Annotated in this window: 17 protein-coding genes; all 17 read right to left on the reverse strand. The window is 45.5% G+C overall.

Annotated features, from left to right (window positions below):
* Positions 1–469 (reverse strand): alcohol dehydrogenase catalytic domain-containing protein (locus AOQ29_RS08245; RefSeq protein ID WP_242977428.1); only part of this gene is annotated, 469 nt, incomplete at its 3' end.
* Positions 470–529: 60 nt separating this feature from the next.
* Positions 530–1,183, reverse strand: a complete 654-nt coding sequence (locus tag AOQ29_RS06595) for an SDR family oxidoreductase (protein WP_061993687.1) — start codon at positions 1,181–1,183, stop codon at positions 530–532.
* 183 nt (positions 1,184–1,366) lie between these two features.
* The gene (locus AOQ29_RS06600) at positions 1,367–2,074 is read right to left on the reverse strand and encodes a 2,3-bisphosphoglycerate-dependent phosphoglycerate mutase (RefSeq protein ID WP_061993688.1); all 708 of its coding nucleotides are present in this window, start codon (positions 2,072–2,074) and stop codon (positions 1,367–1,369) included.
* Between the two features lie 116 nt (positions 2,075–2,190).
* On the reverse strand, positions 2,191–4,008 hold the full coding sequence (gene spxB / locus AOQ29_RS06605; RefSeq protein ID WP_061993689.1) for a pyruvate oxidase: 1,818 nt from the start codon (positions 4,006–4,008) through the stop codon (positions 2,191–2,193).
* Positions 4,009–4,147: 139 nt separating this feature from the next.
* Positions 4,148–4,408, reverse strand: coding sequence for a hypothetical protein (locus AOQ29_RS06610; protein ID WP_061993690.1), 261 nt, complete (start codon positions 4,406–4,408; stop codon positions 4,148–4,150).
* Positions 4,398–4,793, reverse strand: coding sequence for a hypothetical protein (locus AOQ29_RS06615; protein ID WP_061993691.1), 396 nt, complete (start codon positions 4,791–4,793; stop codon positions 4,398–4,400). The genes AOQ29_RS06610 and AOQ29_RS06615 overlap by 11 nt, the downstream gene beginning before the upstream one ends.
* Entirely contained in the window at positions 4,786–6,123 is a 1,338-nt protein-coding gene (locus AOQ29_RS06620) for a Y-family DNA polymerase (RefSeq protein WP_061993692.1), read from the reverse strand. The genes AOQ29_RS06615 and AOQ29_RS06620 overlap by 8 nt, the downstream gene beginning before the upstream one ends.
* A gap of 174 nt (positions 6,124–6,297) precedes the next feature.
* Positions 6,298–6,840 (reverse strand): 5-formyltetrahydrofolate cyclo-ligase, encoded by a 543-nt coding sequence (locus AOQ29_RS06625; protein WP_061993693.1) that lies wholly within the window; start codon positions 6,838–6,840, stop codon positions 6,298–6,300.
* Positions 6,841–6,912: 72 nt separating this feature from the next.
* Entirely contained in the window at positions 6,913–8,145 is a 1,233-nt protein-coding gene (gene glyA / locus AOQ29_RS06630; protein WP_061993694.1) for a serine hydroxymethyltransferase, read from the reverse strand.
* A 126-nt stretch (positions 8,146–8,271) separates the two neighbouring features.
* Positions 8,272–9,234, reverse strand: a complete 963-nt coding sequence (locus AOQ29_RS06635) for an asparaginase (RefSeq protein ID WP_061993695.1) — start codon at positions 9,232–9,234, stop codon at positions 8,272–8,274.
* Positions 9,231–10,022 carry a DNA repair protein RecO gene (gene recO / locus AOQ29_RS06640; protein WP_061993696.1) on the reverse strand — a complete coding sequence of 264 codons (792 nt, stop codon included), beginning with the start codon at positions 10,020–10,022 and terminating at the stop codon, positions 9,231–9,233. The genes AOQ29_RS06635 and recO overlap by 4 nt, the downstream gene beginning before the upstream one ends.
* Before the next feature lie 88 nt (positions 10,023–10,110).
* On the reverse strand, positions 10,111–11,022 hold the full coding sequence (gene era / locus AOQ29_RS06645; protein ID WP_061993697.1) for a GTPase Era: 912 nt from the start codon (positions 11,020–11,022) through the stop codon (positions 10,111–10,113).
* A 4-nt stretch (positions 11,023–11,026) separates the two neighbouring features.
* Entirely contained in the window at positions 11,027–11,548 is a 522-nt protein-coding gene (locus AOQ29_RS06650; protein WP_061993698.1) for a diacylglycerol kinase family protein, read from the reverse strand.
* Entirely contained in the window at positions 11,526–12,008 is a 483-nt protein-coding gene (gene ybeY / locus AOQ29_RS06655) for an rRNA maturation RNase YbeY (RefSeq protein ID WP_061993699.1), read from the reverse strand. Before ybeY ends, AOQ29_RS06650 begins: the two co-directional genes overlap by 23 nt.
* Positions 12,008–13,009: a PhoH family protein gene (locus AOQ29_RS06660; RefSeq protein ID WP_061993702.1), complete on the reverse strand. Its 1,002-nt coding sequence runs from the start codon at positions 13,007–13,009 to the stop codon at positions 12,008–12,010. The genes ybeY and AOQ29_RS06660 overlap by 1 nt, the downstream gene beginning before the upstream one ends.
* A gap of 99 nt (positions 13,010–13,108) precedes the next feature.
* Positions 13,109–14,491: a pyruvate kinase gene (pyk, locus tag AOQ29_RS06665; protein ID WP_061993700.1), complete on the reverse strand. Its 1,383-nt coding sequence runs from the start codon at positions 14,489–14,491 to the stop codon at positions 13,109–13,111.
* A gap of 96 nt (positions 14,492–14,587) precedes the next feature.
* A partial coding sequence (dnaE, locus tag AOQ29_RS08250) for a DNA polymerase III subunit alpha (protein ID WP_061993701.1) occupies positions 14,588–16,697 on the reverse strand: 2,110 nt, incomplete at its 5' end.

The raw sequence follows: 16,697 nt of genomic DNA on the forward strand, positions 1-16,697 counted from the left end.
CAGTTGGCATCACATCGGCCAATGTCAAAAATGAATTCAACATTACTGGCGTATAGTCTTCGGGCTTACCAGGAACCTTGACCAAGGCCCAGTTACCGTGTTGGAAACGGATGTATTCTGCTTGGTCACCTTCCGTGTAGTTATCACGGTGACTCTGACATGAACCATCAAAACCAGCTAAACAGGCAGCACAGTGACCACACCCGTGAGTAAAGGGAGCAATCACAAAATCGCCGGCCTTGAGCGTTGTGATGGCAGAACCAGTTTCAGTCACAACCCCAATCGCTTCATGCCCAGTATTTTGTGAATGGTCCGGGCGGTCATCGCTACCCCGGTAAGCCCACAGGTCAGATCCACAGACACTGGCCTTCAAAACGCGAATAATGACATCATCATCCTTTTGCAGAGTTGGTTGTTGGCCGTCTTCAACTTCGACTAAACCGGCCTTCATAAACATTGCTTGCTTCATGGAAAATCTCCTATCTTGTTTTTACGTGCGGATAATTAACCGTAAAATTTATTAATCAAATTAAAATAAGTCTTGGATTGCTTGGTCACCAGCAGTCAAGTCATAGGTTTTGTTAATGGTATTGTCATGAGCTAGGACTGCCACAACAAAGTCCGCGACATCGTCACGAGCAATCGACAATGGCCCTTGGTCGAAATCAACATTCAGTGAAACTCGACCAGTTCCAGCATCATCAGTCAAAGAAGTTGGTCGAACAATTGTGGCTGGCAAACCAGTCTGGCGTAAAATCCGATCAGCATAATGCTTCAAAACGAAATACGTATAGATGCCTGACTTTTCCCACCGGGTCCGGTCATCGGCACCAGCTGCAGAAACCATGACATAGTGCTGGATTTCTGCCTTTTTAGCTGCATCCATCGTTTTCACGGCCCCATCCAAGTCAATATCAACTGTTCGTTCCGCACCACCCTTACCACCAGCACCGGCACTAAAGACAACTTGATCAATTTTTTGTTGGTTCAAAAAATCAACCATCGTTAGTTCATTAGCTGCCAAATCAAAGACAGCAGGTGTGACGTTGGCGAGACCGGCAACGGTTTCAAACTGGTCTGGTGAACGAAAACCAGCAACAACATCCTGCCCGGCGTTGGCTAATTTTTTAACAATTCGTTGGCCAACCCGGCCATGTGATCCAATTACAAGTACTGTTGCCATCATATCCTCCTGATAAATCCTGTCGAAAAAGCAGCGTTAGGATTAACAACTGCTCACTAGTGCCAGTATGAATGATGTAACCTGAAAATTCAAACCGAATTAGCTTTGGTCTATTTGTGAAAACTATTCTTTTAACCAAAAATAGCCGAGCCGGTGTTAAAACCAGGTCGACTATTTTACTGTTTAAATTAATGATTTTTTGTAGGTTGATAGGTCCGCTGAAAAGTCATAGCGAATTGGTTGACCGTTGGCAATTTCAACCTGAGTCACCTCTTCAGGTGTTAGTCCTTCAATTAATTTCGTTAAGGCTCGGATTGAAGTACCGTGGGCGACAACTAGGACATCCTTGCCAGCTTGTAGGTCAGCCAAGATTCCACTTTCAAATAACGGTTGGACCCGTTTTTCCGTGCTTTGGATATTTTCACTACGTGGTAGCAGCCCAAATGGCACATCGTGGTAACGATGATCAAAGGCTGGGTAAGTTTGACCACCAATGGTTACTGTTGGTGAGAAACTAATTGCCTTTGGTGGCAAAACCGAGTATGATCGTCGCCAAGTTTGCACCTGGTCTTTTCCATACTGAGCCCGCATTTCGTCTTTATCATGACCTTGCAGGATTCCGTAATGGCGCTCATTTAACCGCCAAGACTTTACTAATGGCACATAGGCTTGGTTGGCCTCTTCTAAAAGCCGATTGATTGTCATAATTGTGCGACTCAAAACTGAGCTATAGGCCTGGTCAAAAACCAAACCGGTGGCTTCAATTTTGCGACCGGCAGCCCGGGCTTGTTTTTGACCTTCTGCTGATAAATAGGTATCAATCCAACCGTTAAATCGATTAGCTTGGTTCCATTCGCTTTGACCGTGGCGTAATAAGACAAGTGTTGGCATTGGTTTCACTCCTTTTGCCCTATTTTACACCGATTCCGGTTATCGAACCACCATGCTTTACTATTAAAATAAAAAGCCGCTAATATAGCGACTTTAAAATAAGTTAACATATAAGTTTACCATTCAACTCCGTATTCTTCGAAGAATTCAGGTAATGTTTTGAGGTTTTGGCCATCGTATGAGTCTAAGAATTCACGAACTGATGCTGGTCGTTGCAAATCTAAGTTACTGTTATAGGTTGGACTCAAGACTTCCTCAACCCCATTTTCAGTATCCTTCAATTGCAATTCTTCAACTGGCAATGACCGGGCAGCGGAAATCTTAGCATCAATCAAGAATGGTCGGCCGGCCTTCGTCACCTCAATCGCCTTGTCAAAAGCAGCGGGCAATTCGCTAGCCTCAGTTACCGTGACGGCCTCGACCCCCATTCCCTTGGCAATCATGGCAAAGTCTTGGTCTGCCAAATCAATTCCAGAGTGATGCATAGCAACATCATCTTGCTCACTCTTGATAAAGTTCAAAGTGGTGTTAGCCGTAATCACATTAATGATTGGCAAGTCATACTTCTTTTCAGTTAAGAGGTCTTGCATAATCATTGAGAAAGCACCATCTCCGGCAACGTTCCAAACCTGACGACCAGGATATGAAAGTTGACCCGCCAAAGCGGCAGGAAGACCAGAACCCATTGAAGCAAAGATAGCTGAAATCACAAACTTATTCTTGGGTGTCACGTGCAAGTGACGGAATGAATTAATAATGTTGTCCCCAATATCAATAGCAAAGACGGCATCTGGATCGGCTACTCGGTTAATTTGCTTGTAGATTGGTTCTGCTCGTAATGGTGACCGAGTGTCATCTTGCAATTGCTTTTGATAGGCAAACCAATTTTCCTTGTCTGCAGCGGCAGCCTTAAAGAAGGCTGATTCTGGTGCTTGCTCGCTACGGTCCAAAGCAGCCTCGACGAAAGCTGTTGCATCGGACCAGATACCGAGGTCAAGGGTATGGTGGCGACCCAATTCTGTCCGATCATTGTCGATTTGGACAAACTTAAATGGATGTGTGGTGTAAACCAACTTAGCAAATGGGAAGTCTGCTCCCAAAGCAATCACTAAGTCAGCACTGGCCATAATTTCATCGGCGGCTTTGGAAGCGGCACGGTTAGCCATTCCCAAGTTACCCTCATAGCTTTCATCAACGTGACCCTTAGCCAATCCGGTCATCACCAAGGGTACTTGGAGCTTCTTTGATAGTTCAATCAAAGCGTCCCCACCATCTTGGATTCCCCGACCAACGTGAAAGACTGGTCGCTTAGCTTCTTTTACCAAGGCCAAAAATTCGTCAATTTCAGCAGCGGTTGGTTCTGGCTGTGGCAGCTTCTTATCATCTGTAGCACTGTGTGAACCATAGGCAATATCAGGAATTTGAACGTAGCCTAAGTCGTTCGGAATAATAACGGTAGCAACGCCCTGGTGCTTATAGGCCTCACGAATTGCTTGGTCAACAACGTGAGGCAAGCTTTCAGGAGTCATAACCGTCCGGCAATAAACCGAAACATCTTCAAACATTGGATCTTCATTGAATTCTTGGAAAAAGTGCGAATTCATCACGGCTCGGGGTGTTTGCCCAACCAGAGCCAAAACGGGTGCGTGGTCTTCCTTGGCATCATAGAGACCGGTCAACAGGTTCGTTGCCCCAGGTCCAGCAGAGCCAAAGGCGACCCCAATTTTACCAGTTAGCTTGGCATCAGCCGCAGCGGCTAATGCTCCAACTTGTTCGTGGCGAACTTGGATGTACTTAATCTGATCTTTTTGCTCAGCAAGAGCAGCCATGGTGGAGTTAAAAGAACCGCCGGGATAACCAAAAAGGTGGTCAACACCCCAGTCTTCTAGGACCTTCAACATTGCAACACTTGCCGGAACCGTATTCAATGACATAAAGATATCTCCTGTTCTCATTATTTGTCCATATTATAATCCAATTTTACGAATGTGTAAATTGTTTCTTAGAAAAGAAACAAAAGACGTTCTAATATCCTTTCTAATTGCTGAAATTGTGGGCGTTACTAAAAAACCGCTAAGCCAAAGTGATTCTGACCGGACTTTGTCTTCGCAAACTAGCAATTAAGGCATCCAAATCGGTAATTTGTCGGCGGGGAACGGTTTTGATTTGCCGAGAAATTGTTGACCGGCCAACCAGCCCCCACTCAAAGAAAAAATTAACTTGGTTAGAATATGTTTGGTTGACCACCCGTAATTCATAGACGGTATTTTTCGCCTTTTTAAACAACGGCTGAGTTGCTTGCAATAGTTCTTGCACTAAGTCTTCATTTGTCATGGTTTACCTCCACATAACGCATTTCTTCCCATAACTGCGGTTCTTGGTCTAAATAGAAGCCACTTTCAAAAAATCCAGTAACCTTTCCGCTAATTAAGGGACTAAAAAAGCCATCAGCATTGCGGGTATCTAACTGAATCGTAATCCTTTGTCGGTTACTGGCGGCTTGGCCGACAACTAATTGGATTTGCTGGTAGTCCATCGGTGGCCGCAGGGTCTCATGACTGGCTAGGTTTTGGTCCGCCTTTTGGGCCTTTAATTTGGCGGTATGGTCTGATAGGAAAAAACCATTCCATTTGACCTTACCACGGTCTCGATAATCATAGTGAAAATAAGTTGCAACCGTCTTCACCCACTCTTCTTCAGTTTGAAAATCGTTATTCATAGGCATTCCCCCCGTTGTGACCGCCGACTAAGTTGGCTCGACTGATGGCCGTTGCCCCCTTTTCCAAGGAGTGTGATCGAACTAAACTCGCAGTCCCGAACCGTTGGCGAATTTGATCAACTACTGCATCAATTGGATCTTCTTCACTCGCTTCTTGGGCTGGTTCGGGGTCAAATAAAGAAATCGCCTGAATTTTTTCCGTGTGAAGGCCACTAAAGGTCACCCCAATATAGCGGACTGGCTGCCCCGACCAGTGCTGCTGGAATAAGTCTGTTAAGACAGTCATTAAGGTTTGAGTCCGATTGGTTGGTTCAATTCGGATACTTTGATGGAGACCTGTCTGATTACGGTGACGGGTATTAAACTGAATTCCTTGATTAGCGTATCCCAGGTATAGGGAAGCCAAACTAGCTTGCTGGCCATGGGCCCGCAGACGGCTAGCAACTTGGTCAGCCATTTCTTGGATGACGACTTGAATGGCCTCGCGGTCATGGTAATCGGCCGGTAAGACCTGTGAGTTTCCATAAGACTTATCCTTAACGACCGTTTCTTCTCCCAGGTCACTGCGATCAATTCCCCAGGCCAAGGCATAGAGTTGCTCACCAACCAATCCCAACCGTTCCTTCATCAAATAGGGATTGCTGCGAGCTAAATCACCTAATGAATGAATACCCCATCGTTCCAGCTTGTCAGCCGTCTTTTTTCCGATACTCCAAACCTTGGAAAAATCAGTTACCGGCCATAACTTTTCTGGGACATCCTCATAGTGCCACTCTGCTAACAAGTCGGGGGCTTTTTTCGCAGCCAAATCCAAAGCCAACTTGGCCAAAACCGGGCTATCACCAATACCAACAGACAGGTAAATCCCGGTTTCATGACGAACCTGACGCTGAATCTTTTTGGCGACTTCAACTGGGCTATCCCCAAATAAGTGCCAAAAATCCGTGATATCTAAAATAGATTCATCAATTGAATATGGCAGTAAGTGATCATCATCGACATACTGCTGGTAGATGGCGTTGATTTCTAAGTTTTTTTGAATGTAGACATTCATTCGGGGTTCAGCCTTAATCAACCCCGGCACATCTGGAACATCCTTCTGCCGAGTAACGTTGGAAATTCCCAACTGCTTTTTAGCAACTGGGGAGGACGCCAAAACCAGACCCCCACTTTGATTTTCCTGGTGGGACATTACCACCAGCATGGCCTTTAAGGGATTAAGATTGCGTTCAACGGCTTCGACACTGGCATAAAAACTTTTTGAATCAATCAGGAAAACAACCCGTCGTTTTTCATGTTGATAAATTGCTTGTAATTGTTCTGCCCGCATAAAAATTATCCTCTTGTTAATCTATTTTTATTATACGAACAGATGTTCGGTAAAGCAAGAAAAGTTCCCTTAAAATTTGCTAAGAAAAATGGCATCCTAAAGCCTCAATAGTCTGACTACTCAAAAAAGTCCCGAAATTTTATCAATTTCAGAACTTAATTTAATCAAATACTTTTAACCATGAACATGCAAAACTTGACCAACGATTTCATCAAAAATCGCTGGAACCCAATCCGCCCGACGTTGAGTCTGTAAGGCCAAGGCAACCGTTGCTCCTTGATAATCTTTCAAGAAACGATCATAGTAGCCCCCACCAAAGCCAACCCGCAAGCCAGCGTCGCTAAAGGCCAAACCAGGTACGATAACCAAGTCAATTTCGTTTTTGGCAACCAAGTCGTTACTTTGTGGTTGTAAGATGCCAAAACTATCCCCGCTTACCAAATCATCATCTGGCTCAATGGTGACAAAACCCATTTCCCGGTTTAAGACCTTGGCCAGGACAACCTGCTTACCGGCTTGCCAGGCAGCTTCCATAATTGGTTTAGTGTTCACCTCAAAGGGTAAAGAAGAAGTTACGGCGACAGTTTGAGCATTTTGCCAATCGGGTAAGGCAAAGAGCAGTTGGTAGAGCTGGTCTTCCTCAGCTTTTTTGGCTTTGCTATCTAAAGCACTAAGCTTTTCCCGTTGCTGGCTACGAATTGTTTTCTTATCAGGCATTAGTTGCACCTCACATCTTTTCAAATAAAAAAAGCCATTAAGACAGCTTTTTATGATACGTAAACTTATAAATTAAGGGAGCTTATGACCCATGGCCAAGCGTTCAACCCGCTTTTTAACATCCTTCAAAGCCTTAGGGTCATCATAGTTGTGGATTGCTTCAACAATCAAGGTTGCCACTTCAGCACTGTCGGCTTCATCGAAGCCACGAGTTGTAATAGCTGGCGTTCCAATTCGAATACCAGAAGTCACAAAGGGACTGCGTTGTTCATTTGGCAATGATTCCTTGTTGGTCGTGATTGAAACAGTGTCCAACAATTCTTGGGTTTCTTTTCCAGTCAAATCCGTCTTCGTCAAATCCAAGTTGAAAAGATGGTTATCAGTTCCACCTGCAACAACGCGAATATCATCTGTTTGCTGGAAGACCTTAACCATGGCTTGAGCGTTTTTGATAATTTGTTGGGCGTAGTCCTTAAATTCAGGTTGCAAAGCTTCACCAAAAGCCACAGCCTTAGCAGCAATCACGTGTTCCAAAGGACCTCCCTGTGAACCTGGGAAGATAGCTGAGTTAATTTGCTTAGCATACTTTTCCTGAGACAAGATAACCCCACCACGAGGGCCACGCAAAGTTTTGTGGGTTGTTGATGTCACAACATCGGCGATACCAACTGGATTCTGGTGCAAACCAGCCGCAACCAAACCGGCAATGTGGGCCATGTCGACCATCAAGAAGGCCCCAACTTCATCAGCGATTTCGCGGAACTTCTTAAAATCAATTTGACGTGAGTAGGCAGAAGCCCCAGCCACAATCATTTGTGGCTTAACTTCCTTAGCTTGGGCTAAGATGGCATCGTAGTCCAATGTTTCTGTTTCCGGATTCAAACCATAAGTTTCAGAATGGTAGACCTTTCCTGAAAAACTAACTTTAGCACCGTGAGTCAAGTGACCCCCAGCGTCCAAGTCCATTCCAAGGATAGTGTCCCCAGGCTTCAAGAAGGCCATGTAGGCTGCAGCATTGGCTTGTGACCCTGAATGGGGTTGAACGTTGGCATATTCGGCCCCGAAGAGTTCCTTTAAACGATCAATGGCCGCTTGCTCAACGATATCAACGTATTCTGTCCCCCCATAGTAACGCTTGTAGGGATAGCCTTCGGCATACTTATTCGTTAAAACTGAACCTTGAGCAGCTCGAACAGCTGCAGAAGCAAAGTTTTCAGAAGCAATCAATTCGATGGTCCGGTTTTGCCGGGCGCCTTCTTGTTGGATTGCTGAAAAAATAAGTGGGTCTTGGTCAGTAAAAGTCATGGTTTGGTTCTCCTAAGTGAGTACTTTCATAAACAGGAAACAAAGACGACGCCTAGCACCGCTGTACTAGGTTAAAATAATTATAGCAAAGTTTTGTGGCAATCACTTAACATTAATGTACTTTTATTAGAATTCATGTAAAAATTCATTTAGTTTGTTCGTGTTTAGTTTGTTTTCAAGCCCAATCAGCAACTTTAATCGGGCTTTTTGCCCATTGACTGCCGTAGCAAAGATGGCCCCGGCTTTTTCTAGTTGAACACCCCCACCCAGATAATCATAGACAGGTTCCGCAATTCCCTTAAAGGACCGTGACACAATCACGACTGGAATATCCGCGGCCAAGAGTTCTAAAACGCCTCGAGCCGCGTCCGTTCCTAAGTTTCCAGCTCCAAGGGCCTCAATCACAATCCCATCAATTCCCGCTTCAGCTAGCAAGGTCAAAATATGGCCATCCATTCCGGCATAGGCCTTCATAACGGGAATCCGCTTATCAACGGCTGAAATTGGATAAGTTTTTTTATTTGGTAAATCGTAGAAAAAGAGGATTTTGCGCTTATTAACCATACCCATTGCCCCCGAAATTGGTGAGGCGAAGGTAGCAACATTTGTCGCATGGGTCTTCGTCACAAAACGAGCCGCATGAATCTCATCGTTTAAGACAACGAGAACACCCCGTTTAGCCGCTTGGTCATCAATGGCGACTCGTAAGGCAGATTGAAAGTTGTACAAACCATCTGAACCAATTTCGTTTGATGACCGCATTGCACCAGTCATGACGATTGGAATCGTTAGGTCCAAGGTACTATCAAGGAAAAATGAAGTTTCCTCTAAAGTATCTGTCCCGTGAGTAATTACAACACCGTCAAATTCATCTTCGGCATTTTTGAGGCGGTTATACAAAGCCAACATGTTGTCTGGGGTGATATGTTCGGATGGCAAATTAAAGATGTCCTCCGTCACAAGTTCTACGGCAGGCAAATCAAACTGAACGTCATTTAAGGGATTTTGAGCTCCCTGTTCGACATCACCATCAACATCTTCATGCATGGCAATCGTACCACCAGTATGCAGGACTAAGATTTTCTTCATGATTTTTCCTCTCGCTCTCGGGCTTTAATTTTTAATTGCCCTTCCCAGGCAGCCATTTTTTGAATAAAGACTTTTTCTTTGGGTTTTAAACCGACTTCACGTTCATAAAGGTAGTCAATCACCCGTTGGATACCGCGCTTAGTCATCATCGACAAAGTCACCTTAGAAATTTTATCGACATCAATCGCTGAAAACTGGCGTAAATAATAGACCACTTTCGGATCAAGGTTTAACCGGTGGTCATCGAGGGCAAAGTGCGACCGTTCGATGATACCGTTATATTTTTCTGAATAGTCAAAGTCACCAACAACCGCTCCGGAAATGGGATCAGCCTGCCAGTTTGGTGCAACACCAAAGCTAGGCAGTAATTGCAGTTCAAAGATATTAGTAATAATTTGCGGATCAATGCCCTGGTTCAATTTATCAAAACCAATTAGGGCCTTTTGGTACCAGTTAGGCTGAACTTGGCCTTCTTCAAAGGCTAAGTCTAAAATTTTGACAATTAAGGCGGCATAGGCGCTGACGGTAATGTCTTCGACAACGTGCCGGTAAACGCGACTATCCTGAACGGCATTGATAAAACCAAGACCCTGACCATTTTTGGGATAGACGCCATCAAAAACGGCCCAGGTATAAGCCTGGCAAGCAAAGCCGACTTTTGATTTGGCCTTTTTGGCCCCACGAGCCATCAAAGTCACCATGCCCTGGTCCTTAGTAAAAACGCGGACGAGGAGGTCGCTGTCACGGTAAGGACGGATATAAAGAATTAAGCCTTCAATTAACGCCATGATTCCCCCTCCTTTCTTTGAGTTAAAGAAAAAACGCAACCACTAAGCTGCGGGTTGCGTTGTCAGCCGATAATTGGTTGAATCAGTTTTAAAAATCATCCTTACGGTAGCCAAATGATTGCAAAGCTTGGGGACGGTCACGCCAACGTTCTTCGACCTTAACCCAGGTTTCCAAAAAGACCTTTGATCCAAGCAAGCGTTCAATATCCTTACGGGCTCGGGTCCCGATTTCTTTAATCATCCGACCCTGCTTCCCAATCACGATATTCTTTTGAGTTGGACGTTCAACGATGATTGAAGCCTGAATACTTACTAGACCATCGGCATCAGAACTAATTTTATCAATGACGACGGCTACTGAATGGGGCACTTCTTGTTGGGTCAGTTGCAAGACCTTTTCACGAATCAATTCCGAAATAACAAACCGTTCGGGGTGGTCAGTCAATTGGTCAGCGTCGAAGTACTGTGGCCCTTCATCGAGTTCAGCAATCACGGTTTCCAACAATTCTGGCACGTTATCGCCTTCGCGAGCTGAAATTGGGAAGATTTCCTTCCATTCCGGTGCATCCTCTTGATAAGTCTGGATGACGGCAAAGAGGTCTTCCTTGTTTAACAAATCAACCTTGTTAATCAACAAATAAATCGGTGTGTTCTTAACTTCCTTCAAGCGGTCGATAATGTAGTTGTCACCACCACCACGCTTTTGGCTAGCATCAACCACAAACCAAATGGCATCGGCTTCATGCAAGGCAGAAAATGCTGACTTAACCATGTAGTCACCCAAAGAGTTTTGCGGCTTGTGAACACCGGGGGTGTCAATAAAGACCACTTGGGCTTCATCAGTTGTATAGATTCCTTGAATCTTGTTACGAGTTGTTTGAGCCTTGTCCGACATGATGGCGATTTTTTCACCAACAATACGGTTTAACAACGTTGACTTACCAACGTTCGGGCGACCGATAATGGCCACGAAGCCAGACTTAAATCCTGGATTTGTCATAAAATTATCCTTTCAAACGGTGGATGAAACGCGAGAAGTTGGTCTCAATCCCAAAATAGTGCCACACATGCGGCTGGAAAATCAAAGCTAAAATAATTAATTCGGCACCGACCGCCACTAAGACCATCCCGGCGGCAACATCCTTAACCAAACCGGCTAAAGGATGGTAATGGCGCTCAACCACGAGGTCAACCACGGCTTCAACAACCGTGTTTAAAAATTCGCCATAGACCGCCAAGAAGACGGCAATCACAACCCAGAGCCATTCAGACCGGTTCAACCCAAGGTAAAGACCCATCACCAAAACAAAAAAAGCAAAGCCAAGGTGAAAACGCATGTTGCGTTCCCGAATCACAATCAGAAAGATTCCCCTGAGTGCGTGATAAAGGGAAATGAAAAAATTAGAGTTGCGGCTCGATGGTTCTTTGGCGTTGTGCCGTTCGGCTAACTTTTCAACCGTTGATTTGGGATGAAAAGTTTCGGATTCGTTTTCAGTATCGTGCTTATCGTGTAAGTCCGTAGTCATCTAATATCTTCCTTTGCAGGTCAAACATTTCTTTTTCTTCGGCATCACCGAGCATATGGTCATAACCATTGAGGTGCAAGAAACCGTGGACAACGAGAAAGCCAAGTTCCCGTTCAAATGAATGACCTAAGTATTCAGCTTGACTCGCAATGATGTCAACTGAAACCAAGATATCACCAATATTTTTGGCAATTTCTTCGGCCATTTCTTCGTCGGGTAAGACTGGACTGTCATCGCCATCTTCTTCGATAGCAAAAGAAATGACATCCGTCGGCTTATCCTTGCCACGGTAATCGCGGTTGTAGGCCTGGATAGCATCGTTGTTCATAAAAGTGACAGACATTTCCGTGTTATCGGGCAAGTCTAAATAGGATCCGGCATAGTTTAAAGTTGCGCGGACAAGGTCCTGGTGGAATTGTGAGACACCAGCCTCTGTTTGGTCAATTAAAGCTAAATCCATTACTTATTTGCTTCCTTTTGTGCTTTTTTTAATTCAGCCAGGCGAGTTTCTGCCTGGTCATAGGCCATAACAATTTGTCCGACCATTGGATGGCGGACAACATCGGCACTATCAAAGTTAATAAAATTAATCCGGTCGACGTCACGCAAAATTCGCTGAGCGGCCACGAGACCGGATCGGACACCATGTGGCAAATCAATTTGGGATGGGTCGCCGTTAACGACCATTTTTGACCCAAAGCCAAGTCGGGTCAAAATCATCTTCATCTGAGCGTTGGTTGTATTCTGGGCTTCATCGACGATGATAAAGGAATCATCGAGGGTCCGACCACGCATATAAGCCAAGGGAGCAATTTCTAGAACACCCCGATCAATTAACCGACTAACGTGGTCAGCCCCAACCAAGGTATTCATGGCATCGTAGATTGGCCGCATATAGGGATCAACCTTTTCCTTCAAATCCCCTGGCAAGAACCCTAATGATTCTCCAGCTTCAACAGCCGGACGAGTAATCACGATGCGTTCGACATCGCCTTTTTTCAAAGCCGAAATCGCCATAGCAACGGCTAAGAAGGTTTTCCCAGTTCCGGCCGGTCCAATCCCAAAAGTTAAGTCACTCTTACGGATTGATTGAACGTATTGACGCTGGCCATAGTTCTTAACTCGAACTGCCCGGCCCTTATTATCGCGAATAATACTTTCGCTGTATAAGTCAGCGAAGTATTCTAAGGTGCCGCGGTTGGCCATCGTGACAGCAGACGCCACATCAGCAGGGCCGACGCTAATTTGTTTTTTGATGAGTTGTGTGAGGGCATCCAAAACAGCTAGAGCCGTCGATGCCTTGTCTGAATCACCTTGAATGGCAACTTGGTTGCCGCGAACGAGCAGGTTAACCTCTAAGCCCTCTTCAATCAGAGCCAGGAGTTGGTCTTTAGGACCAGTCAACTTGGTTTGTTGTTCGATGTTTTCGAAGGTGTAAAGTTTTTCTGTTTGTGTTGTCAAAAATCCCATACCTCATTTTGGTCTGAACTTACTTTATTTTAACACAATTCCACACAAAAAAAGCCCGACAGAGTCGGACTTTTCCATTAAAAATTAAAATTAAACAGTTTCAACAGAAACAGTGTGGGCTGCAGTTACAACAACAACCTTGTCACCTGCTTCGGCCAAACCTTGAGCTGAAGCATAGGCCTTAGCTTCGTCAACTGACTTTTGTCCGTCAACCAAGATAGGCAAGATGCCGTTGTTCAAAGTCAAACCACGTTGTACGCGTTCAACAGTAGTCAATGCAAGGATTGCTGCTGCTGGACGGTGCTTTGAAACCATACGAGCTGCGTAACCAGATTCAGTCAAGACAATAACTGCCTTAGCTTCAACTGAGTCAGACAAGCGGGCAGCTGCTGAAGCAACTGATTCCACATCATCATCACCGTAGAAAGTATCTGCATGACGGCTGTACAATGCCAAGGCAGTTTCAGCCTTTTCGTTGATAGCAGCCATAGTAGCAACAGCTTCAACTGGGTAATCACCGTTAGCTGATTCTCCAGAAAGCATTGTTGCATCAGTACCATCAAAGACAGCGTTAGCAACATCGGAAGCTTCGGCACGTGTAGGACGTGGGTTTTCTTCCATTGAGTCAAGCATTTGAGTGGCAGTAATAACTGGCAAACCACGCTTGTTCATCTTAGCAATCATTTCCTTTTGGATCAAAGGAACGTTTTCGGCAGGGATTTCAACACCCATGTCTCCACGTGGAACCATCAAACCATCAGAAACGTCCAAGATAGCATCCAAGTTATCGATACCTTCTTGTGATTCGATCTTAGGAATGATTTGAACATGTTCCATGTTCTTTTCCTTCAACAATTCACGAATGTCCAAAACGTCTTCTGGCTTACGAACGAATGAAGCAGCGATATAGTTGATATCGTTGTCCAAACCGAAACGAATGTCATCGGCATCCTTTTCAGTGATACCAGGCAAGTTGATTGAAACACCAGGTGCGTTAACACCCTTACGTGATCCCAACAAACCGTTGTTTTCAGCCTTAACAACCAATTCCTTGTTTGCTTCGTCCTTTTCAGTGACAGTAGTAGCTAACAAACCATCATCAAAGAGTACTTGTCCGCCGACCTTAACGTCATCGAACAAACCTGGGTAGGTAACAGCAATCTTTTCCTTAGTTCCTTGCAAGCTTTCATCCATAGAGATGCGGAATACATCCCCAGTTTCAAATGAAATCTTACCATCAGCTTGCTTAGTAGTACGGATTTCCGCACCCTTTGTGTCAAGCAAACGACCAACAGTCTTACCAGTAATCTTTTCGGCTTCTGCAACGTTTTGCATACGACCTTGTTGTTCTTCGTGATCACCGTGTGAGAAGTTGAAACGGAACACGTTGGCTCCAGCTTCAATTAACTTCACAATAGTATCAACGTCAGTTGATGATGGACCAAGTGTTGAGACGATTTTCGTCTTTTTCATGGGTAAATAGCTCCTTTGATATATGGTGAGTTGCTTACAAAACAACTTCCTTGCTCATATTGTAATACACTCTATAACCAATTCACAAGACACAATTTAGTCTTTTTGTCGGAAAACCACGTTTTTTGCTGTTAAAAGTTGGTCTAAAGGCTTTTTCAATTGGTCTAGTCCTGCCAAGTTATAGCTTGGTGCTAACGCTTTTTTAACTTTAGTGGCCGGCCAATACAGGACAACGGGGTTCAAACCGGGATTTTTTTTCATGACTGACCACAATTGGGCCTTAATTTCTTCTTGGTCATGGTCCTCGTCTAACCGTAAAAACCAAGTTCCAGTTGGCAATTGGTTTTGACTAACTGGGTTAGTCATCCCCCCTCTTTGGTCATGAACTGGATGAGCCTTATCCTGGTCGGCCTGAACAACCGCTTGTGGCTGAGCATCTAAGTGGTCAATACTGTTAGCCACCACCGCTAAGCCTTGACGAGTTTCCGTCTTACCGCTGACGCGCACTAACTGTCCCGGCTTTAACCAGCCCTGAATCCGTGCATAGGTCTGAGGAAAGACCGTGACATCGACACTCCCTGTCATATCGGTCACCGTGGCAAAGGCCATCGCATCCCCCTTCTTGGTCTTGATTGCCTTGACCCCCTTCACGAGGCCTAAGACCTTGACCTGCTGGTTTTCCTGCAAGTCAGCCATTGGCACAACGAGCTTAGCATCGAAGTCCGCCTGGTAGGCTTCCGTTGGATGCCCGGACAAATTAAAGCCCAAGGCCTCCTTCTCACTTTGCAGGCGTTCAATTAGGGAGAGGTCAGGAACTTTTTTAATTTTCGTTTCGGATAAGACCAGGTCACCGAAGCTCGCTGCCATGATTAGGTCTGGCAGGTTCTCAAGGAGTTCGGCCCGATTATAGCCAAAGTGGTCTAAGGCGCCCGCATAAACCAGCGGGGTCAAAAACTTCAAGTCCCGGTACTTTTCCGGCAAGGCCTTGATAAAGGCCGGTAAGGCATCAAAGTGCCCATCTCCACGAATTTCAAGGAGCGTCTTCACAAAGGCCGTCTGCAAGCCACTGATTTGTCCGAGTCCCATGATTAGAGCTCCGTCCTGGAGTGACCACTGGGCCTGTGAACGGTTAACGTCTGGTGGCAGGATGCTGACTCCCATCTTCTTAGCTTCTGCTAGGTAGGCCTGGGCCTTGCTTGCTCCTCCCTGGTAAGCGTTTAATAAGGCCGTGTAAAAGGCCAAGGGATAATGGGCCTTCAAGTAGGCTAACTGGTAAGACAGCTGGCTATAGGCGACCGCGTGGGACTTGTTAAAGCCGTAGTTGGCAAACTCATCGATATAGGCAAAGAGTTTTTCAGCTGCCTGCTGGTCATGCCCCTTCTGGACTGCTCCAGTGATAAAGGCCGTCTTGGCTTCCGCCATCTGGTCGACCTTCTTCTTCGACATCGCTGACCGCAAGTAATCCGCCTGAGCCAAAGTAAAGCCGGCATAGGCCGCTGCGACTCGCATAACCTGTTCCTGATAAACCAGGATGCCATAGGTCTCGGCAAGGACTTGGTCAACGACTGGGTCAATGCTTGGAACCGGTTCTTGGCCTAACCGCCGTTTGATAAAGGTATCAATATGCTGACTAGGTCCCGGTCGGTACAGAGACGTTGCCGCCACAATCAAATTAAAGTCATCAACCTTTAACCGCTGTAAGACATTACGCATCCCCGTTGATTCAAACTGGAAGATTCCGGTTGTCTCCCCCCGGGCAAAGAGTGCTAGTGTCTCTTGGTCCTGCAAAGAAATCTTCTTAATGTCAAAGTCGGTACTAAGGTCTTCATGGTCTTGAGCCAGGGCAATCGTCTGGGCCAAAATTTTCAGGTTCGTTAATCCTAGGATATCAATCTTTAAAAGTCCCAACGCTTCCACGGGTCCCTTTTCAACTTGGGTCATCAAGTACCCGTCGTTTCCAACTTGGACTGGGAGGGTTTCCACCAAAGGTTGGTCCGAAAGAACAATCCCAGCCGCATGGGTCGAGTAGTTTCTTGGCAGGTTTTCCAGTGCCACAGCGGTCTTAAAGAGTAATTGACCATTTTCCAGGTCGTAGATGGCGTCTTTTAATTTGCCGGTTGGATCATTCCAGGCCTCTTGCAAGGAAACTTTCCGACCGTTTTTTCCAGCTGGAACCCCATCCGATAGCCGTTTCTGGGCTTTCATA

This window comes from Fructobacillus ficulneus (assembly GCF_001047075.2).
GTDB classification, from domain to species: Bacteria; Bacillota; Bacilli; order Lactobacillales; family Lactobacillaceae; genus Fructobacillus; species Fructobacillus ficulneus.